Annotated in this window: 26 protein-coding genes; 10 read left to right on the forward strand and 16 right to left on the reverse strand. The window is 60.4% G+C overall.

The annotated features are described in order from the left end of the window. The first annotated feature begins 5 nt into the window (after positions 1–5). From ccmE to ACZ1HJ_RS13345, 7 genes are all read left to right on the forward strand, one after another. Complete coding sequence (gene ccmE / locus ACZ1HJ_RS13315; RefSeq protein WP_472719142.1) at positions 6–452, forward strand: cytochrome c maturation protein CcmE; 447 nt, start codon at positions 6–8, stop codon at positions 450–452. Between the two features lie 64 nt (positions 453–516). Next, complete coding sequence (locus ACZ1HJ_RS13320; protein WP_472719143.1) at positions 517–1,128, forward strand: holin-associated N-acetylmuramidase; 612 nt, start codon at positions 517–519, stop codon at positions 1,126–1,128. Beyond that, positions 1,119–1,694: a holin family protein gene (locus ACZ1HJ_RS13325; RefSeq protein ID WP_472719144.1), complete on the forward strand. Its 576-nt coding sequence runs from the start codon at positions 1,119–1,121 to the stop codon at positions 1,692–1,694. Before ACZ1HJ_RS13320 ends, ACZ1HJ_RS13325 begins: the two co-directional genes overlap by 10 nt. A gap of 90 nt (positions 1,695–1,784) precedes the next feature. Further along, positions 1,785–3,752, forward strand: coding sequence for a heme lyase CcmF/NrfE family subunit (locus ACZ1HJ_RS13330; RefSeq protein WP_472719145.1), 1,968 nt, complete (start codon positions 1,785–1,787; stop codon positions 3,750–3,752). After that, positions 3,749–4,201 carry a cytochrome c-type biogenesis protein gene (locus tag ACZ1HJ_RS13335; RefSeq protein WP_472719146.1) on the forward strand — a complete coding sequence of 151 codons (453 nt, stop codon included), beginning with the start codon at positions 3,749–3,751 and terminating at the stop codon, positions 4,199–4,201. Before ACZ1HJ_RS13330 ends, ACZ1HJ_RS13335 begins: the two co-directional genes overlap by 4 nt. A gap of 117 nt (positions 4,202–4,318) precedes the next feature. After that, positions 4,319–5,056, forward strand: coding sequence for an enoyl-CoA hydratase-related protein (locus tag ACZ1HJ_RS13340; protein ID WP_472722212.1), 738 nt, complete (start codon positions 4,319–4,321; stop codon positions 5,054–5,056). Next, on the forward strand, positions 5,057–5,758 hold the full coding sequence (locus tag ACZ1HJ_RS13345; protein WP_472719147.1) for a DUF2161 domain-containing phosphodiesterase: 702 nt from the start codon (positions 5,057–5,059) through the stop codon (positions 5,756–5,758). Here ACZ1HJ_RS13345 and ACZ1HJ_RS13350 read toward each other — a convergent pair. From ACZ1HJ_RS13350 to gltX, 3 genes are all read right to left on the reverse strand, one after another. Next, positions 5,745–6,146: a hypothetical protein gene (locus ACZ1HJ_RS13350; RefSeq protein ID WP_472719148.1), complete on the reverse strand. Its 402-nt coding sequence runs from the start codon at positions 6,144–6,146 to the stop codon at positions 5,745–5,747. The genes ACZ1HJ_RS13345 and ACZ1HJ_RS13350 overlap by 14 nt on opposite strands. 61 nt (positions 6,147–6,207) lie before the next feature. Next, positions 6,208–7,503, reverse strand: coding sequence for a citrate synthase (gene gltA / locus ACZ1HJ_RS13355; RefSeq protein WP_472719149.1), 1,296 nt, complete (start codon positions 7,501–7,503; stop codon positions 6,208–6,210). Positions 7,504–7,575: 72 nt separating this feature from the next. After that, a complete protein-coding gene (gene gltX / locus ACZ1HJ_RS13360) occupies positions 7,576–8,985 on the reverse strand; it encodes a glutamate--tRNA ligase (RefSeq protein WP_472719150.1) in 1,410 nt (469 codons plus the stop codon). 80 nt (positions 8,986–9,065) lie between these two features. Between gltX and ACZ1HJ_RS13365 the strand changes: the two genes are divergently transcribed. Then, positions 9,066–11,072 carry a ComEC/Rec2 family competence protein gene (locus ACZ1HJ_RS13365; protein ID WP_472719151.1) on the forward strand — a complete coding sequence of 669 codons (2,007 nt, stop codon included), beginning with the start codon at positions 9,066–9,068 and terminating at the stop codon, positions 11,070–11,072. A gap of 7 nt (positions 11,073–11,079) precedes the next feature. Here ACZ1HJ_RS13365 and lexA read toward each other — a convergent pair whose 3' ends face one another. From lexA to ACZ1HJ_RS13395, 6 genes are all read right to left on the reverse strand, one after another. Then, the gene (lexA, locus tag ACZ1HJ_RS13370) at positions 11,080–11,778 is read right to left on the reverse strand and encodes a transcriptional repressor LexA (RefSeq protein WP_472719152.1); all 699 of its coding nucleotides are present in this window, start codon (positions 11,776–11,778) and stop codon (positions 11,080–11,082) included. An 80-nt stretch (positions 11,779–11,858) separates the two neighbouring features. Beyond that, positions 11,859–13,043 carry a molybdopterin molybdotransferase MoeA gene (locus ACZ1HJ_RS13375; RefSeq protein WP_472719153.1) on the reverse strand — a complete coding sequence of 395 codons (1,185 nt, stop codon included), beginning with the start codon at positions 13,041–13,043 and terminating at the stop codon, positions 11,859–11,861. Next, positions 13,040–13,516, reverse strand: coding sequence for a cyclic pyranopterin monophosphate synthase MoaC (gene moaC / locus ACZ1HJ_RS13380; protein ID WP_472719154.1), 477 nt, complete (start codon positions 13,514–13,516; stop codon positions 13,040–13,042). Before moaC ends, ACZ1HJ_RS13375 begins: the two co-directional genes overlap by 4 nt. Continuing rightward, complete coding sequence (gene trpC, locus ACZ1HJ_RS13385) at positions 13,517–14,332, reverse strand: indole-3-glycerol phosphate synthase TrpC (RefSeq protein WP_472719155.1); 816 nt, start codon at positions 14,330–14,332, stop codon at positions 13,517–13,519. Further along, positions 14,329–15,351, reverse strand: a complete 1,023-nt coding sequence (gene trpD, locus ACZ1HJ_RS13390) for an anthranilate phosphoribosyltransferase (RefSeq protein WP_472719156.1) — start codon at positions 15,349–15,351, stop codon at positions 14,329–14,331. The genes trpC and trpD overlap by 4 nt, the downstream gene beginning before the upstream one ends. After that, positions 15,348–15,953, reverse strand: coding sequence for an anthranilate synthase component II (locus ACZ1HJ_RS13395; protein ID WP_472719157.1), 606 nt, complete (start codon positions 15,951–15,953; stop codon positions 15,348–15,350). Before ACZ1HJ_RS13395 ends, trpD begins: the two co-directional genes overlap by 4 nt. A gap of 125 nt (positions 15,954–16,078) precedes the next feature. On the opposite strand from ACZ1HJ_RS13395, the gene ACZ1HJ_RS13400 reads away from it, so the two are divergent. Beyond that, a complete protein-coding gene (locus tag ACZ1HJ_RS13400; RefSeq protein ID WP_472719158.1) occupies positions 16,079–17,917 on the forward strand; it encodes a divergent polysaccharide deacetylase family protein in 1,839 nt (612 codons plus the stop codon). Between the two features lie 4 nt (positions 17,918–17,921). Here the strand turns inward: ACZ1HJ_RS13400 and ACZ1HJ_RS13405 are convergent, their stop codons facing one another. The 7 genes from ACZ1HJ_RS13405 to fabI are packed head-to-tail and all read right to left on the reverse strand — an operon-like array spanning position 17,922 to position 25,064. Further along, positions 17,922–18,467, reverse strand: coding sequence for a pseudouridine synthase (locus ACZ1HJ_RS13405; RefSeq protein WP_472719159.1), 546 nt, complete (start codon positions 18,465–18,467; stop codon positions 17,922–17,924). 7 nt (positions 18,468–18,474) lie between these two features. After that, positions 18,475–19,986 (reverse strand): anthranilate synthase component I, encoded by a 1,512-nt coding sequence (trpE, locus tag ACZ1HJ_RS13410; protein ID WP_472719160.1) that lies wholly within the window; start codon positions 19,984–19,986, stop codon positions 18,475–18,477. 12 nt (positions 19,987–19,998) lie between these two features. Next, positions 19,999–21,843: a peptidyl-prolyl cis-trans isomerase gene (locus ACZ1HJ_RS13415; protein ID WP_472719161.1), complete on the reverse strand. Its 1,845-nt coding sequence runs from the start codon at positions 21,841–21,843 to the stop codon at positions 19,999–20,001. A 59-nt stretch (positions 21,844–21,902) separates the two neighbouring features. Next, complete coding sequence (locus ACZ1HJ_RS13420) at positions 21,903–23,105, reverse strand: aminotransferase (protein WP_472719162.1); 1,203 nt, start codon at positions 23,103–23,105, stop codon at positions 21,903–21,905. Between the two features lie 18 nt (positions 23,106–23,123). Then, positions 23,124–23,624 carry a xanthine phosphoribosyltransferase gene (gene gpt / locus ACZ1HJ_RS13425; RefSeq protein WP_472719163.1) on the reverse strand — a complete coding sequence of 167 codons (501 nt, stop codon included), beginning with the start codon at positions 23,622–23,624 and terminating at the stop codon, positions 23,124–23,126. Positions 23,625–23,639: 15 nt separating this feature from the next. Next, positions 23,640–24,251: a LysE family translocator gene (locus tag ACZ1HJ_RS13430; protein WP_472719164.1), complete on the reverse strand. Its 612-nt coding sequence runs from the start codon at positions 24,249–24,251 to the stop codon at positions 23,640–23,642. 6 nt (positions 24,252–24,257) lie between these two features. After that, positions 24,258–25,064 carry an enoyl-ACP reductase FabI gene (fabI, locus tag ACZ1HJ_RS13435; protein ID WP_472719165.1) on the reverse strand — a complete coding sequence of 269 codons (807 nt, stop codon included), beginning with the start codon at positions 25,062–25,064 and terminating at the stop codon, positions 24,258–24,260. Between the two features lie 171 nt (positions 25,065–25,235). Between fabI and pdxH the strand changes: the two genes are divergently transcribed. Continuing rightward, positions 25,236–25,841 carry a pyridoxamine 5'-phosphate oxidase gene (gene pdxH, locus ACZ1HJ_RS13440; protein ID WP_472719166.1) on the forward strand — a complete coding sequence of 202 codons (606 nt, stop codon included), beginning with the start codon at positions 25,236–25,238 and terminating at the stop codon, positions 25,839–25,841. The last annotated feature ends 4 nt before the right edge of the window (positions 25,842–25,845 follow it).

Genomic DNA, 25,845 nt, shown 5'->3' on the forward strand with positions numbered 1-25,845 from the left:
GCACGATGAAATCGCTCAAGAAACAGCGACGGATACAGATCATTGCACTCGCCATGGTCGCGCTGGTGATCTCGACCGGTCTGATTGGCTATGCCTTGCGTGATGGTATCAACTTCTTCCGCTCCCCCAGCCAGGTTGTGGCCGAACCACCCTTGTCCAGTGAAGTGTTCCGCATCGGCGGTCTGGTGGAAGAGGGCAGTCTGGTGCGCGGCGAAGGCAAAATGGTGCGCTTCAACGTGACCGATGGCGGCGCAGTTGTGCCGGTGACTTATACCGGCATCCTGCCTGATCTTTTCGAGGAAAATCAGGGCATGGTCGGTATGGGCAGTTATGTGGATGGTGTGTTCCGCGCATCAGAAATCCTGGCCAAGCATGACGAGGATTACATGCCGAAAGAGGTGATCGACGCGCTGAAGGAACAAGGAACCTATCAATCGCCGGACGGTAGCTAAGCCCTGCGTTAACCCCAAAAGACGATTCTGCGCGCCAATTTCCCTCATTTTACGGGCTACAGGCATGCAGAGCGTCGCAGAAATTGCTAAACAGATCGTCGACCGCGAAGGCGGCTATGTGAATGATCCGGATGATCCCGGGGGTGCCACCAAATACGGCGTCACAATCCATACGATGCGCCGGCTTGGTATGGACCTCACGGGCGATGGCCGTGTGCGCGCGGACGATGTACGTCGTCTGACACCTGCCCAAGCCGAGGAAATCTTCATCGATCACTATTTTCGCAGGCCAGGTATTGCACGCCTGCCTGAACCGCTGCAGGCGAGTGTTTTTGACATGTATGTCAATGCGGGCGGCAATGCCGTGAAAATCCTGCAACGCCTGCTGCGCCAGATGGGGCAGCGCGTGGATGTGGATGGGTTGATCGGTCCACAAACCGTGGCGGCGGCCAGATCGGCCTATGCAGCAGCCCCGGATCATCTGGCGGATGCATATGGTATCGCGCGGCGCAATTACTACTTCAGCCTGGCCGATCGCCGGGCCGCATCCCGCAAATACGCGCGCACCCGTGCCGGTGGCAAAGGTGGATGGATCAGGCGGGCCGAAGAATTCATATCGACCGAGTATCACATGACGCCAGCGCAGTTTCGGCAAAGGACGTCGGCATGGGGTTGATCGGTCAAATCCTCAACGTCATCTTTGGCGGCGGCAGGAATGTTGTTGCTGAAACCGTCGAGGTGTTTCGTGAAAATGCCGAAGCCGGGGCAACGCGCCAGGCCGACATGCGTACGCAGACCATGGCACAATATGCCGGAGAGTTTGCGCCACGTCAGCGCGGTTGGTTTGATCGGCTGATGGACGGTGTCAACAGATTGCCGCGTCCGGCCATGGCGTTGGGCACCTTGGGTCTCTTTGTGGCGGCAATGGCGGATCCCGTTTGGTTTGCCGAACGTATGCAAGGCATTGCACTGGTGCCTGAGCCGCTCTGGTGGCTGTTGGGAGCCATCGTGTCGTTTTACTTTGGAGCGCGTCACCAGATGAAGGGGCAGGAGTTCCAACGGTCCATCGCGGCAACAATGGCGCGTGCGCCCAAGGTCATCGACAATATCGCGGCGCTGCGTGCGCTTCGCGCGGACAGTCCCGGCGTGGCGGATACCGGATCGGATGCGGCGCTCACGTTGGCCAGTGTGAAGCCAGGTGACAACCCGGCATTGGAAGATTGGAACCGCTCGCGCAACTGACCGGGTTGACCAACCTGCCCGCGACAATGTGAACACCCATCGGGTGGTTTTCACGTTGGCCCGGCGCGCGGGACGAACTATAACCTTCATATGATTACCGAACTCGGTCACTTCGCGCTGATCCTTGCGTTTTTTACGGCGTGTTTTCAGGCCATAGTTCCGCTTGTCGGTGCGCAAAAACGGCTGCCGGGATGGATGGCCGTGGCAGAGCCTGCCGCCACTTTGCAATTTGTCCTGACAGGGGCTTCTTTTGCAGCGCTTACCAACGCGTTTGTCATGTCCGATTTCTCTTTGAAACTTGTGGTGCTGAACAGCCATACGGCCAAACCGCTGCTCTACAAGGTCACCGGCGTTTGGGGCAATCACGAAGGCTCGATGCTGCTCTGGGTTTTGATTGTCACGCTGTTTGGCGCATTGGTCGCATGGTTCGGAGGCAACCTGCCGCCCGGCCTCAAGGCACGTGTTCTGTCGGTGCAGGCGATGATCGGCGTCGCGTTTTTCGCGTTCATCCTGTTTTCATCCAACCCGTTTTTGCGCCTTGCAGTGCCCCCCTTCGATGGTCAGGACCTGAACCCGCTATTGCAGGATCCGGGCCTCGCCTTCCATCCGCCCTTCCTTTATCTCGGCTATGTCGGTCTCTCGATGACCTTCTCCTTCGCTGTCGCGGCCCTGATCGAAGGGCGTGTCGATGCCGCCTGGGGTCGATGGGTGCGGCCCTATACACTTGCAGCTTGGATATTCCTGACCATCGGCATCGCGCTTGGCAGCTGGTGGGCCTATTATGAACTGGGCTGGGGCGGCTTCTGGTTCTGGGACCCGGTCGAGAATGCAAGCTTCATGCCATGGCTGATCGCGGCGGCGCTTTTGCATTCCTCCATCGTGGTTGAAAAGCGCGAGTCGCTGAAAAGCTGGACCATTCTTCTGGCCATCATCGCCTTTGGGTTTTCCATGGTGGGTGCTTTCATCACACGCTCTGGCGTCCTGACATCCGTGCATGCCTTCGCCACGGACCCCGAGCGCGGTGTCTTTCTGCTGGGTATTCTGGCGATCTTCATGTTGGGCGGTTTGACCCTCTTTGCGGCCCGGGCAGGGGCCATGCAGGCCAAAGGCGTGTTTGGCGTGGTCAGCCGCGAATCCGTTCTGGTGGTCAACAATATCCTTCTGGGGGTGTCGGCGTTCGTGGTCTTTGTGGGCACCATCTGGCCCCTGATCGCCGAACTCTTTTTTGACCGGAAGCTTTCTGTCGGGCCACCGTTTTTCGACCTGGCCTTTACCCCCTTCATGGTCGTGCTTGGCCTGATCCTGCCTGTTGGCGCAATGCTGCCCTGGAAACGGGCGAAACTCGGCCGGGTCCTGCGGAGCCTGCGCGTGCCCTTTTTGTTCGCCGTCGCGGTTGGCGTTCTCACATGGTCGCTTCAAACCGGTCGCTCGGCCTTGGGTCCGATGGGCCTCTTTCTGGCGGCATGGTTGCTGGCAGGATCAGCGGTTGATCTGTGGTCGCGGACGGGGCGCGGGCCCAACCGGTGGGGACGCCTTTGGCGGCTGCCGCGCGCGGATTGGGGCAAGGCTGTGGCCCATGGTGGATTGGGGGTCACAATGGCCGGTATTGCCGGGATGATGGCGTGGCAGCTCGAAGACATTCGCGTCGTGAAAGAGGGCGAAACCATCGAATTGGCCGGATATACGCTGACGCTGGATGGCGTGCGCGAGGTACAGGGCCCTAACTTCAACTCCACCACTGCCGACTTGACCCTGACGCAGGACGGGCGCGTAATCGGCACGATGCATCCGGAAAAACGTTTCTACCCCGTCGCGCGGATGCCGACCACCGAAGCGGCGCTCAACAATGGGTTTCTGCGCGATATCTACGTTGCGGTGGGTGATCGGCAGGTGGGCGGCGGATGGGCGATCCGCAGCTACTATAAACCGCTGGCCAACTGGATTTGGGGTGGCGCGATCCTGATGGCGTTGGGCGGCTTTTTGTCGTTGAGCGATCGTCGGTACCGCGTGGCGGCCGGCGCCCGCAAAGCACCCGCCGCAGGGGTGCCTGCGGAATGAAACGCATATTGCTCTGCCTGTGCCTGATCATGACACCTGCCTGGGGCGTGCAACCGGATGAAATCCTTGAAGATCCGGCGCTGGAGGCCCGTGCGCGAGAGCTGTCCAAAGGGCTGCGCTGCCTGGTCTGCCGCAATGAAAGCATCGACGAATCCCACGCGGAACTGGCCCGCGATTTGCGTCTGTTGGTCCGGGAACGGCTGATGGCGGGCGACACCGATGAGTCGGCGATCGCCTTCATCGTGGATCGCTACGGCGAATATGTCTTGCTGAAACCGCAAGCGGGTGGATCAAACCTCGTTTTGTGGTTGGCGGGGCCCGCAATGTTGTTGATGGGCGGGACAATGGCCGCGTTGTATTTGCGACGGCGATCCAGAGCCGCCCCTGTGGCAGAAGCGGGCCTGAGCGAGGCGGAAACCGCGCGCCTCAAGGAAATCATGAAGGACTGACGCACCGTTCCCTCTTTCGCAATCGTGCCGTATAGGGTTTGACTGAGCGCAGGCGAGACAAAAGGGGTGCTTTCCGTGAAAGATTATCAAACCATCACCTTGGACGTAACCGACGATATGGCCGTGCTGCGCCTGAACCGGGCCGACAAGATGAACGCGCTCAACACCCAGATGCGCGCCGAGATCACCGATGCCGCCACCTATGCCGGCAAAAACGCCCGCGTGCTGGTGATGACAGGTCAGGGCAAGGCGTTTTGCTCGGGTCAGGACCTGAGCGACAATGGTAACGCTGCCTCGCTTGATCTCGAGCGGGTGCTGCGTGACGAATATGTGCCAATGCTGCGGGCGATTTCCGATTGCCCGATCCCGACCATAAGTGCGGTCAACGGACCGGCGGCCGGGGCAGGGGCCAATCTGGCGCTGGCCGCGGATGTGGTGATTGCCTCGGACAAGGCGTATTTTCTACAAGCCTTTACCCGGATTGGTCTGATCCCGGACGCGGGCGGTACCTATTGGCTGCCCCGCCAGATGGGAGCGGCCAAGGCCATGGGGGCGGCGCTTTTTGCCGAGCCAATCAGCGCGCAGCAAGCGGATGACTGGGGCATGATCTGGGAAGCGGTGGCAGAGGCGGAATTTGAAGCCCGGTGGCGGGCGCGGGCCGAACATTTGGCCAAGGGGCCAACGCAGGCCTATGGCAATCTCAAACGCGCGGTGCGCGACAGTTGGGAAAACGGATTGGCATCGCAGCTCGATCTGGAGGCCAAACTGCAAGGCGATTGCGGCAAGACCCGTGATTTCAAGGAAGGTGTCGTGGCGTTCCTGGAAAAAAGACCAGCGGCGTATGAGGGCCGGTAAATGGCCGAGGCGCCGGAAACGGCGCTCTACGCCCTGGTGAAAGCCTATCTCGAAGGGCAGGGCTATACCGTCAAGGGTGAGATCGGTGCCGTGGATGTTGTGGCCATACGTGGCGATGAACCGCCTGTTCTGATTGAACTCAAGACCAATTTCACGCTGAGCCTCGTGCATCAGGGCATCGCGCGCCAATCGGTCAGCGATGCGGTCTATCTGGCGGTGCCGCACAAACCCGGCAAACGCGCCTATGCCAATATGCGCGACAACACGGCGCTGTGCCGGCGTCTGGGTCTTGGCCTGATGACGGTGCGGGCGCGCGACGGTTTCGTGGATGTTCTGGTGGATCCCGGGCTCTATAAACCGCGCAAATCCAAGGTCAAACTGGGCCGGTTGCTGCGCGAATTCCAACGCCGGGTGGGGGATCCGACCAAAGGCGGATCAACCCGCGTGGGCTTGGTCACGTCCTACCGGCAAGACGCCCTGCGCGTGGCCACTTTTTTGTCGGACGAAGGGGCCAGCAAAGGCGCCGTGGTGGCCAAGGCCACGGGTGTGGCCAACGCCACGCGGATCATGGCCGATGACCATTATGGATGGTTTGAGCGGGTCACCACCGGCATCTATGCGCTGACCCCCGTGGGGGCGGAAGGATTGGCGCAGTACGGCCGGGTTGAATGCGGGCCGAAATCGGAGCCTAGTTTGCCGTGACTGTTCCCGTCGGTTGCAACTGAAGCAATTGCCCGGAACTTGTGGAGCTTGTGATAAACGCCCTGCCGTCCGGATAAACCGTGATACCCGCCACGACATTATCTTGCGGAACGAAATTATGGGCGGTCACGCGCACGGTCTGGCCGCTTGGCAATGTGCAGGACGCGGGTGCGTTACGATCTCTTTGGGAAAAATTGATCTTGCCGGGAATGTTCGCGTTCTTGAGAACGCCCGCTGATGTGCTGACCTGACATGTTGATCCTGCTGGGAATTCGAAAAGAAGGCTGATCCTGGATTTCGCAATGTCAGGGGCCTCTACCGTCGGGTAGGAAGAAACACAGGCGGTAAGCGTCGTTAAGGCTGCAACACCGTATAGAAGTTTGAACATTTGGGACCTTGTCCGTTTCTATGGACGGGCCGTTGCCTCACAACGGACCGTCCTTCCTTAATTAACGGTTTTCGATATCGACGTAATCGCGTGCCGTTGGCCCTTTGTAGAGCTGGCGCGGCCGGCCGATTTTGAGCTGTGGGTCGGCAATCATTTCCTTCCACTGCGAAATCCAGCCCACTGTGCGCGATACCGCAAAGATCGGTGTGAACATCGAGGTGGGGAAGCCCATGGCCTCGAGGATAATGCCCGAGTAGAAATCCACATTGGGGAACAGCTTCTTCTCGGCGAAATACGGATCCTCCAGCGCCTGTTTTTCAAGCTCCTTCGCAACCTGCAGGATCGGGTTGTCCTCGATCCCCAAGAGCTCAAGCACCTCATCGGCGGATTGCTTCATCACCGTCGCGCGCGGATCAAAGTTTTTGTAGACGCGGTGGCCAAAGCCCATCAGGCGGAAATCGTCATCCTTGTCCTTGGCCCGGTCGATATATTCCGGAATGCGGTCTACGGTGCCAATCTCGCGCAGCATCTCAAGACAAGCCTGATTGGCGCCGCCATGGGCAGGGCCCCAGAGGCAGGCAATGCCCGCCGCGATACAGGCAAACGGGTTCGCCCCCGAACTGGATGCCAGCCGCACCGTCGAGGTCGAGGCGTTTTGTTCGTGATCCGCATGCAAGGTAAAAATCCGGTCCATCGCGCGGCTCAGGATCGGGTTAACTTCATAGTCTTCGGCTGGTACGGCAAAGCACATGCGCAGGAAGTTCGACGCGTAATCGACATCGTTGCGTGGATACACGAAGGGCTGACCGATCGTGTATTTATACGCCATCGCAGCGATGGTTGGCATTTTGGCGATCATGCGGATCGAAGCGACCTCACGCTGCCACGGGTCGTTGACATCGGTACTGTCGTGATAGAACGCGCTCAGCGCGCCCACAACGCCCACCATAATGGCCATCGGATGCGCGTCCCGGCGGAACCCGCGGAAGAGGAAGTGCATCTGTTCATGCAGCATCGTGTGATTGGTCACACGGCTCTCAAAATCCTCCAGCTGTGCGGCCGAAGGCAGATCGCCATATAGCAGGGTGTAGCATACTTCGAGATAGTGGGACTTTTCCGCCAGTTGGTTGATCGGATACCCGCGATGCAGCAATTCACCCTTGCCGCCATCAATGAACGTGATGGTACTGTCACAACTTGCGGTCGAGGTGAAACCGGGGTCATAGGTGAACACGCCCGCCTGACCATAAAGCTTGCGAATGTCGATGACGTCGGGCCCGGCTGTCGGGGAAAACACCGGCAATTCGTAGCTTTTCCCGTCAATTTCCAGCGTAGCAGTCTTGGTTTTGTCAGCCATTTTCTGTCCTCCGTCACATAGCCCGCGCCAGATGCGCCGAGGGGCTTTTATCCTGTTGGCACTGAGGACAGGTTAACCGGCCTCATGTGCAGCATCGTCGAGTCGGGCAAGCGATTCTTCCTGCCCAAGCACCAACATCATATCGAATACACTTGGTGTCGCACTGCGCCCCGCCAGAGCGGCCCGCAACGGGCCGGCCAACGTGCCAAATTTCATGTTATGGTCTTCCGCAAACCGATTGGCGACTGCTTCAATGTCTTCGCGTGTCCACCTAGCATTTCGCAACTGCGGCGTCAATTCATACAGTATACCACGGGATACATCATCAAGATTCTTCGCGGCCTTTTCATCTGGCCGGATGGGCCGATCAGCAAAGATAAACTCAGCCTTATCAATGAGTTCCGGGTATGATTTCGCGCGCTCTTTGAGGCAATACATGGCCTCTTCAAGCTGCTTCACCTTTGTGTCACTTAGCGATGGTTTTCCGGTAACCTCCATAAAGGCCAACAGGTTATGCAGCAGCGCAGCATCATCTGAGGCGGCAATATGCTGACGGCTCAGGTTATCGAGCTTTTTAAAGTCGAACCGCGCCGGAGATTTCCCGACGCCGCCCAGATTGAACCAATCGCGGGCCTGCTCATCGGTGAAAAACTCGTCATCGCCGTGGCTCCAGCCCAGTCGCGTCAGATAATTGCGCATCCCCGCCGCCGGATAGCCCATATCGCGGTATTCCTCGACGCCGAGCGCACCGTGCCGCTTGCTGAGTTTCTTGCCATCGGGGCCGTGGATCAGGGGGATATGCGCCCAGACTGGCACATCCCAACCCATGGCCGTGTAAATGCCCATCTGACGGGCGGCATTGTTGAGGTGATCGTCGCCGCGGATCACGTGCGTGACGCCCATATCATGGTCATCCACAACAACCGCCAGCATATAGACCGGTGTGCCATCGCTGCGCAGCAGGATCATGTCATCAAGCTGATCGTTACGGATCGTCACATCACCTTGCACCTGATCATGGATCACGGTGGCTCCATCATTGGCCGTGCGCAGGCGGATGACATAGGGCGCATCGGGATGGGTGGCCGGATCAGCATCCCGCCACGGGCTTTGAAAAAGGGTCGAGCGTTTTTCGGCCTGTGCAGCCTCGCGAAACGCGGCGATCTCTTCCTGGGTCGAGAAACATTTATAGGCCTTGCCCGCCTCCAGAAGCTCATGGGCCACGGCCGCGTGGCGTGGCGCGTTGTCGAACTGGCTGACCGCGTCACCGTCCCAGTCGAGCCCTAACCACGTCATCCCGTCCAAAATGGCCTGACTGGCCGCGTCTGTTGAGCGGGCGCGGTCCGTGTCTTCGATCCGCAGTTTGAATTCACCGCCATGATGGCGCGCAAAAAGCCAGTTAAAGAGCGCCGTGCGCGCGCCGCCAATGTGCAAATAGCCCGTGGGCGAGGGGGCAAATCGGGTCACGACATGCTGGGACATGGGGCAAATTAACCTTTCGGTAACCGGGATGGAGATAGCGTTAACGCCTGTCTATCCACCCGTCAGAGGGGTGACAAGTCTTGGCGGTCCAGCAGCTCTTGCAATCCATGTGGCTCTCGCAACGGGGACATTTGTTCCCGTGGGTGCCGGTATGTCTTGCGGTGGGGATCGTGGGCTATTTCACGCTCAAGATCGAACCGCAAAACACGCATTATTTGTTGATCGGAACCATCTCCGCCAGCCTCATCCTCTTGACCCGGTGGACCGGTATCATCGCGACACCGATCCTGTGGGCCATCGCCTTGGTGGGGGTCGGCTTTTGCCTTGCGGGGGTGCGCGCCCACCAGATGGACGCGCCGGTGATGAGTTGGCGTTATTACGGTCCCGTCGAAGGGCGGATCATCGGCATAGACCGCTCCGGCAGTGATGCGGTGCGCCTGACGCTGGATCAGGTTGTGCTGCGAGACACGCCGCCTGAACGCACGCCGGAGCGTGTGCGCATCTCGCTGCACGGGCAACAGGGGTTCATTGATCCGGTACCGGGCCTGCGGGTCATCGGCACCGCGCATATTTCCCCACCCGGTGGGCCGGTAGAACCCGGCGGTTTTGATTTCCAGCGTCATTCCTGGTTCTTGAAACTGGGCGGGGTGGGATACACACGCACGCCCCTCTTGGCGATTGAACCGCCGGGGGACGGGTTGCTTCTGTTCAAAACGCGAATGGCGCTTTCGAGCCGGGTGCAGGCCGCTTTGCCGGGCGAAGTCGGTGCCTTTGCCGCCGCGATCATGACCGGGGATCGCGCGGGCATGGGGCAGGACACGTTGAAGGCGCTGCGGGTGTCGAACCTGGCGCATCTGTTGGCCATATCGGGTTTGCATATGGGGCTTTTGGCCGGGTTTGTTTTTGCCGTGTTTCGGCTCGGTTTTGCGGCCATTCCGGCCATTGGCCTGCGTTTGCCAACCAAGAAAATGTCGGTGGTCATGGCGATGATCGTGGCGGCGGGATATCTTGCATTGTCGGGCGGCAACGTCGCGACGGAGCGTGCCTTCATCATGGTGGCCGTGGCCTTGACAGCGGTGCTTTTTGATCGGCGCGTGCTGAGCCTGCGTGCCGTGGCCGTGGCGGCCATCATCGTCCTTTTTTTGCGGCCCGAGGCGCTTCTGGGTCCGGGGTTTCAGATGTCTTTTGCCGCGACGACTGCACTTGTTGCGGTCTTTGGCTTCATCCGGGACCACAAGATCCGCTTCAAACACCCTTGGCTGCAAGGCGCATCTTCTGTCGTGATTTCATCGCTGGTGGCGGGGCTGGCCACGGCCCCCGTGGCCGCCGCCCATTTCAACCAGATCGCCCATTACGGCCTGATCGCCAATCTGGTAAGCGTGCCCTTGATGGGGGTTTTGGTCATGCCCGCAGCGGTGTTGGCCGCCTGCCTGATCCCGTTTGGCCTGGATGCCATCGCCCTCTGGATCATGGGTCTGGGGCTGCGCTGGATATTGGGCGTGGCCCATTGGATTTCCGGCATCGAGGGCGCGCGGGGTACGGTGGTCAGCCCTGATCCTTATGTCCTGCCGGTCATGGCCCTCGGTGCGCTTCTGATCGTGCTGTGGCAGGGACGGGCGCGAATGCTGGGTGCGGTACCCATGGTCGTGGCGTTCTTCCTCTGGTCCCAGACGACGCGACCCGACGTGTTGATCGCTGACACCGGCGCCTTGGTGGGCGTGATGACGGCCGAGGGCAGGGCACTCAGCAAGCCCAAGGGCGGCGGGTTTATCGCCACGAACTGGCTGGAAAATGACGGCGACGCCGCTGAACAGGAGGGGGCCGCCAATCGCTGGCATGCGGAACTGGCCAGTTCCTTCAACATCACGGCAATTTCTGGAAAGCGCGCGGCGCAGGCGCTGACCGAATGCGCCGCAGATGAATGGGTGGTGATGAATGTCAGCCCGCCGCACAATTTGCCCTGCACCGTGATCCACCCCAAAACACTGATGAAATCGGGCGCCCTGGCGCTTTACCGAACAGATCAGGGGATCAAAACGATAACCGCGCGCCAAATTACGGGCGCGCGGCTTTGGAATTCCAGATAGAGCTGGCTCAGTAAGTGCGGATCAATCCAACCAGACGCCCCTGGACCTTGACCTTGTCTTCGGGGAAAACACGCGTCTCATAGGCGGGGTTTGCCGCTTCAAGTGCGATGGCATTGCCCTTGCGGAAAAACCGTTTGAGCGTGGCTTCCTGATCCTCGACCAGCGCAACAACGATATCGCCGTTATCGGCCACGCTGCTTTCACGGATCACAACCACATCGCCATTGTTGATCCCGGCGTCGATCATCGAATCACCTTTGACTTCAAGGGCATAGTGATCACCTGAGCCGCTGATCATCCCGCCCGGGACGGCCACATTGTGCGAGGCATGCGCAATGGCTTCAATCGGCACACCGGCGGCAATCTGACCCATCACGGGCAATTCGACCGCGGCCGCCTGAACCGGTTGCGCATTGGCAGGCTTGCTGACATCCGGCTTGTCGCCATCAATCACGCGGGGGGAAAACCCATGCGTGGCCTCACCGCCCAGACTTTCAGGCAGTTTGACAATCTCCAGCGCCCGCGCCCTATGCGCCAAACGGCGGATAAAGCCGCGCTCTTCCAGCGCGGTGATCAACCGGTGGATGCCCGATTTGGAGCGCAAATCCAGCGCTTCCTTCATTTCATCAAAACTCGGGGGAACACCATCGCGTTGCACACGTTTATGGATAAACTCCAACAAATCCAACTGCTTCTTGGTCAGCATTTGACATGTCCTTTGGTCACTGCGTTTTGTTTTGTTCTACGCATGTTCTCGTTTTGTGTCAACTGTGCTGGTATTTGTCGCTAAATCGGGATGTACTCAACCGTATCGCCCACGGCGCGCGCATCATCGGCAACAGGCCGGATCAAAAGCGCATTGGCATCGGCCAGAACAGTCAGCAAGGCGCTGTCCTGCCGGGTTTCGGCCCGGATCTGGTCACCGTCGACAAAAGCGCGCATGTAATGTTCCCGCGGGCCGTTTTCCGGCAGCGGTGCGGCCAGCACAGCGCGGCGGCGGGGCAACGGTGCCGCCCCCAGACCCAGCATCGCGCGAATGACCGGCACCACAAAAACATGGCCGCACACCATGGCGGATACCGGGTTGCCGGGCAGGCCAATCATCATCGCGTCGCCTTGATCACCAGCCATCTTCCCGGCCATCAGCGGTTTGCCGGGGCGCATTGCAATCTTGTAGAACGCGCGATCCATTCCCAGGGATGCGGCTACATCTCCGACCAGATCATGATCACCCACGGACGCGCCCCCGATGGTGATGATCAGATCAGCGTCTGCCGCAAGGGCAAAAGCGGTTTCCAGAAGCGGGCGGCTGTCCCCAGCAATGGGCAGGATGCGCGCCTGTGCCCCCGCCGCATCCAACATGGCTTTCAAGCCAAAGGTGTTTGACGCAATAATCTGGTCCGGGCCGGGGTTCTCACCCGGCATAACCAGCTCATCCCCGGTCGAAATCAACGCGACGGACGGGCGGCGCGTCACCTGCACCGCAGCAATATTCATCGAGGCCAAGAGCGCAATGTCGGACGGGCGCAGGACACGTGGTGCGGCCAACGCGTCACCTATGCGGAAATCAGCGCCCGCGGGGCGGATATTATCGCCGCCGCCCAGGCGGTCAGTCAGGGTAATCTGATCTCCATGCCGGTCAACATCTTCCTGAATGACCACGCGGGTGGCACCTTCTGGCACAGGCGCACCGGTGAATATCCGCACGGCATCGCCCGGGCCACATGTGCCATCAAACCCATGACCCGCTGCAGCCTCGCCGATGACGTTGAAGGTGGCCCCAACGGTGGCCGCGTCGCCGTGCACGGCATATCCATCCATGGCGGAGGCGGCAAAAGGCGGTTGATCGCGGGTTGCAATGGCGTCTTCTGCCAAAACCCGCCCCGAGGCCTCGGTGAGCGACACGCTTTCCGTTGGCAATGCACGGGCCAGCGCAAACAGATGCTCCTGCGCCTCTTCGACAGTGATCATGTCGCTTCGTACCGCCCTGATTTTCCACCATCTTTCAGAATGACACGGGTGGCGCCGATTTCCATGCCGCGGTCTACCGCCTTGCACATGTCATAAACGGTCAATGCGGCGACGCTGGCAGCGGTGAGCGCTTCCATCTCGACGCCGGTTTGACCGGTGGTTTTGACGGTGGCCTCGATCGCCACGCCGGGCAGGTCGGGATCAAGCATCATATCAACGGTGACCTTGGTGATCGGCAGCGGATGGCAAAGCGGGATAAGATCAGCGGTTTTCTTGGCGCCCATTATGCCCGCCAGCCGTGCCACCGACAAAACATCGCCCTTTTTGGCGCGACCTTCTGCAATGATATCAAAGGTTTCTCGCTGCATCTTGATGTGACTTGCCGCCACCGCGACACGGTCCGTCACCGCCTTGTCGGAGACATCAACCATATGGGCATCGCCCTTGCCGTCAAAATGCGTGAGGCCGGCCATTTACATCCCCCCGGGCGTCAAAGGCGCGCTGAGCAGATCACGGGTGGCTGCGGCCACGTCATCCGCGCGCATCAGCGTTTCACCGATGAGGAAGCTGCGCGCGCCATAGCGGGCCATATCGGCCAGATCTTCGCGCGTCGCCAAGCCGCTTTCGCAGACAATCATCCGGTCCACGGGCACAAGTTTCGACAGGTGGCGCGTGGTATCCAGCGTGGTTTCAAACGTATTCAGATCGCGGTTATTGATGCCGATCATGGGTGATTTCAGGGTCGCTGCGCGTTCCAGTTCGGGCTGGTTATGCACTTCGATCAGCACATCCATGCCCCAATGAACCGCCGCGTCTTCCAATTCAGCGGCCTGGCTGTCATCGACGCTGGCCATGATAATTAGGATGCAATCCGCGCCGAGGGCACGTGCTTCGGCAACCTGATAGGGATCATACATAAAGTCTTTGCGCAAGACCGGCAGATCGCACGCTGCCCGGGCGGCGGGCAGGAATTCTTTTGCGCCCTGAAAACTGGGCGTATCCGTCAGCACCGAAAGACAGGCCGCACCGCCGCTGGCATAGGCCTCGGCCAGTGTTGCAGGATCAAAGTCATCGCGGATCAAGCCTTTGGAAGGGCTGGCTTTTTTGATTTCGGCGATCAGGCCATAACCGGGCTGTGACGCCGTGCGCAGCGCATCCATGAACCCGCGCACAGGATCCGCCTCGCGGGCTGCGGCTTCCACCGCCTCCAGAGGGGTTTCCGCCTTCGCTGCGGCCACTTCATCCAGCTTGTAAGCCTTGATTTTTTCCAAAATGGTGGGCGTGCTCATGCGGCCTCCGATGTCAGGGTGGCAAGGGCGTTGATCTTGGCAAGCGCCGCCCCACTGTCGATGCTCTGGGCGGCCATTTCAACGCCCGATTTCAAATCCGGTGCCGCGTCGGCCACAACCAGCGCAGCCGCAGCGTTGAGCAATACTGCGTCTCGGTAAGCCCCTTGGGTGCCTTCAAGAAGCGCGCGGAACGCGACGCCGTTTTCTTCCGGTGTGCCGCCCAGAATATCGTCGAACGGATGCACAGGCAGGCCAAACTCTTCGGGATGCACTTCCAGATCCCGCACGCTGCCATCGATCTCAAGCGCGCTGACCCAGCTGACGCCGGTAATGGTCAATTCGTCCGTGCCATCGCTGCCATGCACCAGCCACGCGCGTTCCGACCCCAGCTGACCAAGCGTTTCGGCCATGGGGCGGATCATCTCGCGTGAAAAAGCGCCGGTCAGTTGGCGTTTGACACCCGCCGGATTGGTCAGAGGTCCAAGAATATTGAAGATCGTGCGGGTGCCAAGCTCCGCCCGGGTGGGCATCACATGCGCAATCGCCGGGTGGTGCATCGGCGCCATCATGAAGGCGATGCCAACCTCGGCCAGCGCGCGTTCAACGACGTCTGCGCCCACCATCACATTCACACCCATCTGGCCCAGAGCATCCGCAGCACCCGATTTGGAGCTGAGATTGCGGTTGCCGTGTTTCGCGACGGTCACGCCCGCACCTGCGACCACAAAGGCCGTCGCGGTTGAGATGTTCAATGTACCCTTGCCGTCACCGCCGGTACCGACGATATCAATCGCATCTGCGGGCGCATCAACGGCGTTGCATTTGGCGCGCATCACAGCCGCGGCGGCGGCATATTCATCCACCGTTTCCCCGCGCGTGCGCAGAGCCATCAACAAGCCACCGATCTGGCTCGGGGTTGCCTGACCTTCAAAGAGGGTATTGAAGGCCGATTCGGCCTCATCCCGGGTCAACGGGCGATCTGCCGCCGCCCCGATCAGCGGCTTGATGTCGTGGTTCATGCAGGCACCTTCACGGCTTTCGGTGTGAAGCCGGGCATTGTTTCGAGGAAGTTTTTCAACAGCGCATGCCCGTGTTGGGACGCAATCGATTCCGGATGAAACTGAACGCCGTGAATCGGCAATTCGCGGTGCCGCAGCCCCATGATGGTGCCGTCTTCCAGCTCGGCATTCACCTCCAGCACGTCCGGCAGGCTGTCACGGTCTACAACCAACGAATGGTAACGCGTTGCCTCAAAGGGCGAGGGCAATCCGGCGAAAACACCCGTACCCTTGTGATGCATATTGCCCATCTTGCCATGCACGATCTCGGAATGTCGCATGACGGTGCCGCCAAAGGCCTGCCCGATGGCCTGATGGCCCAAACAGACGCCCAGAAGCGGTGTTTTTGTCTCGGCTGCCGCCTCGACCAGCGCCAAGCAAATGCCCGCCTGATCCGGGTCACACGGGCCGGGGCTCAGCAGGATACCGTCGGGGTTCATGCCCATCGCTTCCTGCACGTTGAGCGCATCATTGCGGCGCACAACCACATCCGCCCCCAATTCGCCCACATAATGCACGAGATTATAGGTGAAACTGTCATAGTTATCGATCAAGAGCAGCATTTTGCCAGTCCTTACGTTTTAGGGGCTGGAGGCCCCATATAGGGTCGCGCTATACTTGTTCAGGGTTGCAGGGCAGCGTCAAGGGGCGCAAAGCTGGTAAAAAGGCAAATAGAGGGGCAAAGGCAGTGGCACGCGGAACTTTATCAGGCATGGTCGCCGGGGCGGTGGTCTCGGGGCTTGTTGTGGGCACGGCGTCGGTAATGACCGAGATACCGGGCGTTGGCGCGCCGGAAACAACATCCGTGGAGGTTCCCGCAGGCACCGAATTTGATCAGGCGCGCGATGATACGCAGGCTGATCTGCCAGAGGCCGCTGATACGCCGGATGCGGGGGATGTTGCCCGGATCGAGCCACCCGCAGCGGATGACCTGAGCACCGTAGAAACCGATGATGTGGCCGGTGTAGCCCAACCCGAAGCCGGCAGTGCCGAAGACACAATGGCGGCCCCCGAGGCGGATGAAAGCGCGGGCACCGTGGCGGTTGGCAGCGAAGCGCCAGCACAGCCCAGCCTGCAGGCCACCGCGCCAGAAGCCCCGAGCACGGAAGAAGAATTGTCGATCTCGACCGAACCGGCGCAACCGGTGCAGCCGGACATTACCGGAGAAGACAGCGCCTTCGCGGTGGAAAACCCGGAAGAGGGTGGGGCGTCGGACGAAGCGGCTGCGGATAGCGCTGGCGATAGCAATGGTGAGACTGTGGCGCAGACGGCAGAGGAAACCACCACTGCGGAAGAAGTTGTCGAAGAGGCCGAAGCCGAGACCACAACAGAGACATCAACAGACACGGCCACCGAAACGGCGGACACCTCCGATGAGGCCACCTCCGAAACCGAGGAGACCGCACCAGAGGTCGCAACTCTGGATGTGCAGGACGATATTGTGGCACCTCAGGCCCCGGCGGATGATACGTCCAACCTCGGCGCGCCGGAGATCGCACCATCAGACGCAAGAGATGACGCCGCAACAGAGACAGCACCCAAGGTGGCCGTCACCTCGACGCCAGAGACGGTTCCGGATGCGGATGCCGAAACACCTCCGCAGGAGCCCGTGGCCGAGGAAGATGCCCCCAAAGAGGATGTCGTGGCCCTTGCCGAGCCCGAAACCTCATCCAGCACGATCAATAACATCGCCAAGAATGTCACCACCGGGCGCTTGCCGTCAGTAACGGATGAGCCAGAGACAACCGCGGAAGAGGCGATTGCCGGGGATGGCGCCACGCCGGAGACGCCCACGCCGGATGCGTCAGACCTGCCGCCGCTGAAACGCTTCGCGGCGGCGTTTGAGAACCCGGATCAGAAACCGCTGATGTCGATTGTCCTGATCGATGATGGCAAGAGCCCGATTGGCCTCGATGCGCTCAAAAGCTTTCCATACCCGCTGAACTTTGCGATCGACACGGGCTGGGATGGCGCGGGCGATGCCATGAAGGATTACCGCGATGCGGGGTTTGAAGTGTTGGCCATGGTCAACCTGCCCGAAGGGGCGGCCGCCACGGACACGGAAGTGGCGATGCAGACCTATCTGGATCGGGTACCCCAGGCCGTTGCCGTGATGGAGGGCGAAGGCACCGGGTTACAATCCAGCCGCGCCGCCAGCGAGCAACTGGCCAAGATCTTGAGCGACACGGGCCATGGCGCGGTGATGTTCCCCAACGGACTCAATACGGCGCAAAAGCTGATCGCGCGCGAAGGTGTGCCATCGGCCAGCGTGTTCCGGGATTTTGACGCCAAAGGGCAAAACGCATCGGTCATTCGCCGGTTTCTGGATCAGGCCGCGTTTCGGGCCGGGCAGGAGGAAAATGGCGTGATCATGGTGGGCCGTCTGCGGGCAGAAACCATCAGCGCGCTGTTGCTCTGGGGCTTGCAGGACCGGGCCAGCCGCGTGGCTGTCGCACCTATTTCGGCCGTGCTGGCGCCTGTTGAGGCGGTTCAGGAAACATCCGACGAGGCGGCGGAATCGCAATAACCGCTCAGGCGTCGCGCCACGCCCCGGTTTCCAACCCGTCGAGCGACCAATCCCCCACGCGCCAGCGCACCAGACGCAGCGTGGGATGCCCCACATGGGCCGTCATGCGCCGCACCTGCCGATTGCGCCCTTCGAAAATGGTGATTTCCAGCCAGCAATCTGGCACGGATTTGCGGTACCGCACCGGCGGGGTGCGCGGCCAGAGGTCTGGCGGATCAATCCGCCGCACCTCGGCGGGTCGCGTGGGGCCGTCCTTGAGCGTCACGCCGTGGCGCAACGCATCCAGCGCGGCTTCATCCGGCAAGCCCTCGACCTGCACCAGATAGGTCTTGGTGGTCTTGTGGCGCGGGTTGGCGATGCGGGCCTGCAGTTTGCCGTCATCGGTCAGTACCAAGAGCCCTTCGCTGTCACGATCCAGTCGACCGGCGGCATAGACGCCCGGCACGTCAATATAGTCCGACAGGGTTTCACGTTTGCTGCCCTCAGTGCCCTTGTCAGTAAATTGCGACAACACGCCGAAGGGTTTGTTGAAGAGGATCATGCGGGCCACCCGGACCTCAGGAATTGCCTGATCCGGTAAAGCGCGCCGCGTCGGCAGCGGCCCGGCGGATGGCGTTCGATTTATGCACGGTTTCCATATATTCCGCCTCCGGGTCGCTGTCATAGACAACGCCGCCACCGGCCTGAATATAAAGCTTTTCGTCCTTGACCACGGCGGTGCGCAGCGCGATGCAGACATCCATGTCGCCGCCCGCGCTGAAATACCCCACGCCGCCGCCATAGACGCCGCGCTTTTCCGGCTCCAGCTCGTCGATGATCTCCATCGCGCGGACCTTTGGTGCGCCCGATACCGTACCTGCGGGCAAACCGGCCAGAAGGGCACTCAGCGCGTCCTGATCCTCGGCTAACTCGCCAACTACGTTCGAGACGATATGCATTACGTGGCTGTAGCGCTCGATGATAAACTCTTCAGTCGGGCGCACGGTACCGATTTTGCTGACGCGCCCTGCGTCATTGCGGCCCAGATCGAGTAGCATCAGATGCTCGGCCAGCTCTTTGCCGTCGGCCATCAGATCGGCCTCATGGGCGCGGTCTTCTTCGGGTGTGGCGCCACGGGGGCGGGTGCCCGCAATGGGCCGGATCGTGACCTCATCGCCGAAGACCCGCACGAGGATTTCGGGGCTGGCACCCACCACCTGAAAACCGCCGAAGTTGAAATAGAACATGAAGGGCGACGGGTTGGTCCGGCGCAGCGACCGATAGAGCGCGAAGGGCGGCTGGCGGAATGGTTGCGTCCAGCGCTGGCTCGGCACGACCTGAAAGATATCGCCCGCACGGATGTATTCCTTGGCCTTCTCTACCGCGTCTTTATACGCGTCCTTGGTGAAGTTCGACACCGGTGGCGCATCCTCATGCGCCTCACCCAGATCGCGGGCCTGCTGGGGCAGGGCGCGTTCCAGATCGCGCATCGCATCCATCACCCGTTCGGCGGCCTGGGCATAGGCGGCCCGCGCGTTCAGGCCGGAATTGGCCCAAGCGGGGGCGACGATGATCACCTCACCCTTGACGCCGTCCAATACCGCCACGACGGACGGGCGCAACATCACCGCATCGGGAAGGCCAAGCGGGTCAGGGTTCACATCCGGCAGATGCTCGACCAGCCGGATCATGTCATAGCCCAGATAGCCGAAAAGCCCGGCACTGGCCGCAGGCAGATCTTCCGGCAGGTCGATGGCACATTCCGCAATCAGCGCGCGCAGGTTATCCAGCGGTGCACCGTCTTGTGCCTCGAAACTGTCCGGATCGATCCGCGCCTGCCGGTTGATGCGGCTCGCCTCTGCGTGGCACTGCCAGATCACATCCGGTTTCATGCCGATGATCGAATAGCGCCCGCGCACCTCACCGCCCGTGACGGATTCGAGCATGAACGCATCACGCGCGGCCTCGGTCAGCTTGAGCATCAGCGAAACAGGCGTGTCCAGATCAGCCGCGAGCCGGGCATAGACCACCTGATTTTGCCCGGCGTCAAAGCCCTTGGCAAAAGCATCAAAACTGGGCGTCAATTCCACGATGCGCCGCTCCTACTGGAAATTGGTGTGAACGGCGTTCAGCGCTTGCTGATTGATCTCAACGCCGATCCGGCTGCGAATATCGCTGGCCAGCGCCTGATAAAGATCCTGTGACATGCTGTTGGCGGTCTGATCCTGAATGCTTTGGCGCAGAACGGCCAAATCCTCGTCCTGAGGGTCAGGCGCACGCACGTCATCCAGGCGCAGCACAAACACGCGGCCACCCCCCTGGATCAGTTCGACATCGCCCTTTTCCATGGCAAACAGGATTTCGGTGAACTCGATGGGCACATCATCCTGAATGCCGCGCCGGTTCAACCCGCTGGCCGATTGTGGGCTCATGCCAAGCTCTTCGAATGATGTCCCCGACGACAGTTCGGCGGCCTGTGCCTGCACCTGCGCATTCAATGCCTCTTCGACCTGCGACATGCGCCATGCCTCGGTTGCCGCTTCGCGGACCTCATCCAACGGCTGCACTCTGGGTGGCACAACTTCGTCAAGGCGCAGCGCGAAAATACCGTCATCTTCCAGCTGTTCCACTTCGGGGAAATCCGCATCGGTGACGGCGGCGGCGGCGGCGCGGAAGGCGATATAGGCAGCAACACCGTCGCTGACGCCCGGATGCCACTCAATCTGACCGACCTGCATATCCGTCTCGCGGCCGAGATCTTCGATGGTTGCGCCCCCGGCCAGAAGGTCATCCACGCTTTCGACCTGTGCGTCGATCACCCGTCGGCTGCGGTCTGCGGCCACGGCATCCCGCAGCATCGGCTGTGCATCCTCAAAGCTGGTTTCCTGGGCTTCCAACACGGCGTTGACCCGGAAAAGTGCCGGACCAATTGGTGTATCGATCGGGCCCACGATGTCCCCGGCGGCGGCGGCGAATACCGCCTCATCCGCGGCGCCCAACTCGCCCTGACGCACATCGCCCAGATCTACATCCGCAAGGTCCAGCCCCCGGCCTTCGACCACGGCTTCGAATGTGGTTTCGCCATTGGTGATCTGGGTCAGTGCCGTTGTCGCTGCAGTCTCATCTGCAAAGGCCAGCCGCTCTACCAGGCGTCGTTCGGGCAGGTTGAATTCGGCTGAGCGATCATCATAGGCCGCACGCAGATCTTCTTCTGCCACTTCGACCGTGTCGATAATCATCTCAGGGGTCAGCCATGCATAGGTAATGCGCTTGGTTTGTGGCGTGGTGAACAGTACCGGGTTGTCGCTGTGAAACGCCGCAAGTGCGTCATCGGTGGGCGCCGCGGGCGGCGTTTCCAGACTGCTTTCGTCCAGAACGGCCCAGGTGATGTCCCGCTCTTCCGCCAGATACTTCAGCAGCGTGTTGGTATAGGTATCGGACGTATTCACACCGGCCAAAACGGCCGCTTGCAGCAGGGAGCTGGCCTCCTGACCGCGAAAACTCTGTTCGAATTCGCCTTCCCGCATGCCCGCCTGTTGTAACGCATAGCTATAGGCCTCGCGGTCAAAGTTTCCGTCAAGACCGGTGAAGGCCGGGATTGCCCGGATACGCTCACCCAAGTTGTTATCACCAATGGAAATGCCGAGCCGCCGGGTTTCCTCGACCAGCGAACTGGTGGCCAGCAGCTGTGACAAAGCGGCCGCATCGGCACCTTCTGCCTGCGCCTGGGCAAACCGGACACGCTCGCCCCGTTCGGCTTCCAGCGCGCTGATTTCGGCCTGCAGGGCCTGTGCGTATTCGTTCACGGTAATGTCGGTTTCACCCACAGAGGCAACGCTGTGCACCATGCCAGTCAGGTTGGTGGCCCCGAACCCGCCCAGGCCAAGAATAAGCAGGCCCATCAGGATCCAGACCAGCGTTCTCGAAATACCGTTTTTACCTGCCATGGGACCCCCCTTGGCGGCGCTTCAGCGCACGCGTGTGATAACCATTGTTGGGCGTCTGTCTACGCGTTGCCCGCAGCCGGGGCAAGGGGCCAGTCCAGTGCGGTGAGGCGGTCAAAAAGCTGTCCGATCCCTGTGCGATCAACGTTGGCAAAGGCCACACGCATCTGGCGTGCGCCCGAGGCGTCACCCTCGGGGGTGAACATCGTGCCCGGCAACAGCAAAACACCGGCTTCGGATACCAGCCGTTTGGCCATTTCATCCGACGCCATGTCAAACGGGTGCTGCATATAGGCGAAATAAGCGCCGCATCCCAGCAATTGCCAACCCTGTGCGGTCAAGCGGGGCATGTTGTCTTCGATCGCGGCGCGCCGGTCGAGGATTTCGTCACGTTCACCCGCCAGCCATTGCGTCAGGTTCCGCATCCCCCACAGGGCCGCAATCTGTCCCAGCTGGTTGGGGCAGATGGTGACGGTATCGAGGAATTTTTCCGCCTCGGCCAGGCGGGCGGGGGCGGCGACCATGGCGCCCACGCGATGCCCGGTCAGCCGGAAGGCTTTGGAAAACGAATAAAGCTGCACAAGTGTCTGATCCCAATCCGGATCGGCAAAGAGATCATGCGGCGCACCCGAGCGGGCGTCAAAATCGCGGTAGGTTTCATCGACCAAAAGGGTAATGCCCCGGGATTTGGCCAGTTCATAGAACGCGCGCACCAGATCGGCGGGGTATTCCACGCCGCCTGGATTGTTGGGGGTCACCAGCGATATCGCCCGGGTTCGTGGTGTGATCAGTGCAGCGGCGCGGTCGGGATCGGGCAGCAGACCCGCGCCTGCGGGCAACGCAACAGACTGTACACCAACGATATCCAGCCACATTTTATGATTGAAATACCAAGGGGTTGGAAGGATTACTTCATCCCCTTCTGCGCAGAGGGTTGAGATGACCGCGCAAAAGGCCTGATTACAGCCGGAGGTGATGGCCACATTGCCCGCCGTGATCTCACCGCCATAGGCTGCGCACCATTGATCAGCCACTTCCTGACGCAGATCGGGCAACCCGAGAACAGGGCCATAAAGATGCGCCTCAGGCGTGTTGACGGCGGCCTCGGCGATCACCTGACGCAAGGCTTCGGGCGGTGGATCGACAGGTGCGGCCTGGCTCACATTGATCAGCGGACGGTCAGGCGGGAATGACACGCCCTCCAGCCAGCGGCGCGCCTCCATCACGGGCGGGAAAAACGTTGTGGCGGTGCGGGGCAGGGACATCAGACGCTCCTAGAGATTTCAGGTGCCGCGATAGGGCTCGACATATTGCAGGGCCATGTCCCACGGAAAGAAAATCCACGTGTCCTGACTGACCTCGGTGATAAAGCTATGAACCTGCTCGCGCCCCATGGGTTTGGCATAGACCGTGGCCACATGCGCCTTGGGCATCACCGCGCGCACCACTTCCAGCGTCCGCCCGGTGTCGACCAGATCATCCACCACCAACACACCTTCGCCATCTCCGATCAGATCCATATCCGGGGATTTGATGATCTTGGCTTCGCTCTGATCCTGATGGCTGTAGCTTTTGACGCTGATGGTATCGACCGTCCGAATGTCCAGCTCGCGCGCCACGATCATCGCGGGGGCCATACCGCCGCGGGTGATGGCCACAACGGCCTTCCACGCCCCATTGTCCGGCCCCTGGCCATCCAGCCGCCACGCCAGTGCGCGCGCGTCCCGGTGCAGCTGGTCCCAACTGACATGGAACCCTTTTTCATGGGGCAGTCGGTCATTCATCGTCAATGTCTCCGCTTACGGTGTCCGGTCCGCCAAAAGGCGCAGGCCAAGCCCGCCCAATACGGCGGCTGTGATCCTGTCAAACACGGGCTTGAGGCGCAAAAAACCATCCCGCGCCGGACGTGTCGACAGCGCCGTGGCAAAGATCGCATAGGCCAGCGCCTCAACCACAAACTGGTTCAGCACAACGATGGCCTTGCCCGCAAAGGCCATATCAGGTGGGAAAATCACCAGGAGCACGGCCGAGGCGAACAATACTGATTTCGGATTGGCCAGGTTGACCAACGCACCGGCCACAATCAGGTTGCCGGACCTGACATCACCCTTGGTTTCAATCGGGTCGGCGGCATGGCGCCATGTCGTGATCGCCAGCCAGATCAGATAAGCCGCCCCGATGAGTTTCAGTGCCGTGTAGGCAAAAGGGAACATCTGGAAAATCAGGTTGAGGCCCAAAAGCGCCGCCGCCGTCCAGCCCGCGGCGACCAGCCCCAGGCCGATGCCAAAAAGAATGCCCGCCCGACGGCCCGACGCAAGGGTTGTGCGCACCGCCATCAACATCGCAGGGCCGGGGCTGATCAAAGCCGCAGCAAGGGCGATGTTAAACGCGATGAGGTGGGTGATCTCCATGATGTGTCAGCTTTTGTCGATATCGGGCGCGTCCACCGCCTTCATCCCGACAATATGATAGCCCGCGTCGACATGCAGGTTTTCGCCGGTGACGCCACTGCCCAGATCGCTGAGCAGATAGAGCGCTGAGTTGCCCACATCATCAATGGTCACATTGCGGCGCAGCGGCGAATTCAACTCGTTCCATTTCAGGATGTAGCGGAAGTCACCAATGCCGCTGGCGGCCAGCGTTTTGATCGGGCCGGCGGAAATGGCGTTGACGCGGATGCCGTCCTTGCCCAGATCCTCGGCCAGATATTTGACAGATGCCTCAAGAGCCGCCTTGGCCACGCCCATGACATTATAATGCGGCATCACCTGTTCCGCGCCGTAATACGTGAGGGTCAGCATCGCACCACCATCCGGCATAATCTTTTCGGCGCGCTGCGCCACCGCGGTGAAAGAATAGACCGACACATCCATCGTCATCAGGAAATTGTCGCGGCTGGTGTCCACATACCGCCCGCGCAATTCGTTCTTGTCGGAAAACCCGATGGCATGGACCAGAAAGTCCACCTTGCCCCATTTTTCCTGAATGGCGGCAAATGCCGCGTCGATCGAAGCGGGATCAGAAACATCACAATCAAAGAGGTTCGTTACACCCAGTTGCTCGGCCAGCGGCTCCACCCGTTTTTTGAACGCATCGCCCATATAGGTGAAGGCCAGTTCGGCGCCCGCATCTGCGCAGGCCTTGGCGATGCCCCATGCGATGGATTTATCGTTCGCGAGGCCCATAATGACCCCACGTTTGCCCGCCATCAGATTATTTGACATTCTGTGCCCTCGGCCCATTTTTTTGTTATACTATGTGTTTAGGCCATTGCTGATGGGGCATCAAGGGCATGGCGTACCGCCGCTTACGCCCTCTGATTGAAACAATTGCAACCTTGAAATGTGGCGTCGCGCAGTCTAGGCGCGAGAGAGAAGCTTGTAGCGAGTGAAGAGATGACGGAACGCGACGGAATTTTTGCGGGGACATCCCCATTCGACATTGTTCAGCGATGGATGACCGAAGCCGAATCCACGGAACCTAACGATCCCAATGCCATTGCCTTGTCGACGGTTGATGCCGACGGCATGCCCAATGCGCGCATGGTTCTGTTGAAGGATGTCGAAGACGATGCGTTTGTATTCTATACCAATTACGGCAGTGCGAAGGGGCGCGAAGTATCCGCCTCAGGCAAGGCTGCGTTTGTGATGCATTGGAAATCACTGCGCCGTCAGATCCGCGTGCGGGGACATGTCGAGAAGGAAGATGGCGAGAAGGCAGATGCCTATTATTCCTCCCGCTCTCTGCAGAGCCGGTTGGGGGCTTGGGCATCGGACCAGTCCCAGGAGCTCAAGTCCCGCGCGGCGTTGATGGCCAAGGTTGCAAAGGTCACCGCGAAAATGGGCGCAAATCCGCCGCGCCCATCCTTTTGGGGAGGTTTTAGAATCCGCCCGGTTGAGATTGAGTTCTGGGCGGATGGGGCATTCAGATTGCATGATCGTATTGTTTGGCGGCGCGATGAAGTGGAAAGCGCGTGGCAAATAACACGCCTAAATCCGTGACGTT

Source organism: Roseovarius sp. JB2-10, from assembly GCF_055693585.1.

Coding starts and splice junctions, on each gene's coding strand:
- ccmE (WP_472719142.1), top strand. CDS start 6: ATGAAATCGCTCAAGAAACAGCGACGGATACAGATCATTGCACTCGCC.
- ACZ1HJ_RS13320 (WP_472719143.1), top strand. CDS start 517: ATGCAGAGCGTCGCAGAAATTGCTAAACAGATCGTCGACCGCGAAGGC.
- ACZ1HJ_RS13325 (WP_472719144.1), top strand. CDS start 1,119: ATGGGGTTGATCGGTCAAATCCTCAACGTCATCTTTGGCGGCGGCAGG.
- ACZ1HJ_RS13330 (WP_472719145.1), top strand. CDS start 1,785: ATGATTACCGAACTCGGTCACTTCGCGCTGATCCTTGCGTTTTTTACG.
- ACZ1HJ_RS13335 (WP_472719146.1), top strand. CDS start 3,749: ATGAAACGCATATTGCTCTGCCTGTGCCTGATCATGACACCTGCCTGG.
- ACZ1HJ_RS13340 (WP_472722212.1), top strand. CDS start 4,319: ATGGCCGTGCTGCGCCTGAACCGGGCCGACAAGATGAACGCGCTCAAC.
- ACZ1HJ_RS13345 (WP_472719147.1), top strand. CDS start 5,057: ATGGCCGAGGCGCCGGAAACGGCGCTCTACGCCCTGGTGAAAGCCTAT.
- ACZ1HJ_RS13350 (WP_472719148.1), bottom strand. CDS start 6,146: ATGTTCAAACTTCTATACGGTGTTGCAGCCTTAACGACGCTTACCGCC.
- gltA (WP_472719149.1), bottom strand. CDS start 7,503: ATGGCTGACAAAACCAAGACTGCTACGCTGGAAATTGACGGGAAAAGC.
- gltX (WP_472719150.1), bottom strand. CDS start 8,985: ATGTCCCAGCATGTCGTGACCCGATTTGCCCCCTCGCCCACGGGCTAT.
- lexA (WP_472719152.1), bottom strand. CDS start 11,778: ATGCTGACCAAGAAGCAGTTGGATTTGTTGGAGTTTATCCATAAACGT.
- ACZ1HJ_RS13375 (WP_472719153.1), bottom strand. CDS start 13,043: ATGATCACTGTCGAAGAGGCGCAGGAGCATCTGTTTGCGCTGGCCCGT.
- moaC (WP_472719154.1), bottom strand. CDS start 13,516: ATGGCCGGCCTCACGCATTTTGACGGCAAGGGCGATGCCCATATGGTT.
- trpC (WP_472719155.1), bottom strand. CDS start 14,332: ATGAGCACGCCCACCATTTTGGAAAAAATCAAGGCTTACAAGCTGGAT.
- trpD (WP_472719156.1), bottom strand. CDS start 15,351: ATGAACCACGACATCAAGCCGCTGATCGGGGCGGCGGCAGATCGCCCG.
- ACZ1HJ_RS13395 (WP_472719157.1), bottom strand. CDS start 15,953: ATGCTGCTCTTGATCGATAACTATGACAGTTTCACCTATAATCTCGTG.
- ACZ1HJ_RS13415 (WP_472719161.1), bottom strand. CDS start 21,843: ATGGCAGGTAAAAACGGTATTTCGAGAACGCTGGTCTGGATCCTGATG.
- ACZ1HJ_RS13420 (WP_472719162.1), bottom strand. CDS start 23,105: ATGTCCCTGCCCCGCACCGCCACAACGTTTTTCCCGCCCGTGATGGAG.
- gpt (WP_472719163.1), bottom strand. CDS start 23,624: ATGAATGACCGACTGCCCCATGAAAAAGGGTTCCATGTCAGTTGGGAC.
- ACZ1HJ_RS13430 (WP_472719164.1), bottom strand. CDS start 24,251: ATGGAGATCACCCACCTCATCGCGTTTAACATCGCCCTTGCTGCGGCT.
- fabI (WP_472719165.1), bottom strand. CDS start 25,064: ATGTCAAATAATCTGATGGCGGGCAAACGTGGGGTCATTATGGGCCTC.
- pdxH (WP_472719166.1), top strand. CDS start 25,236: ATGACGGAACGCGACGGAATTTTTGCGGGGACATCCCCATTCGACATT.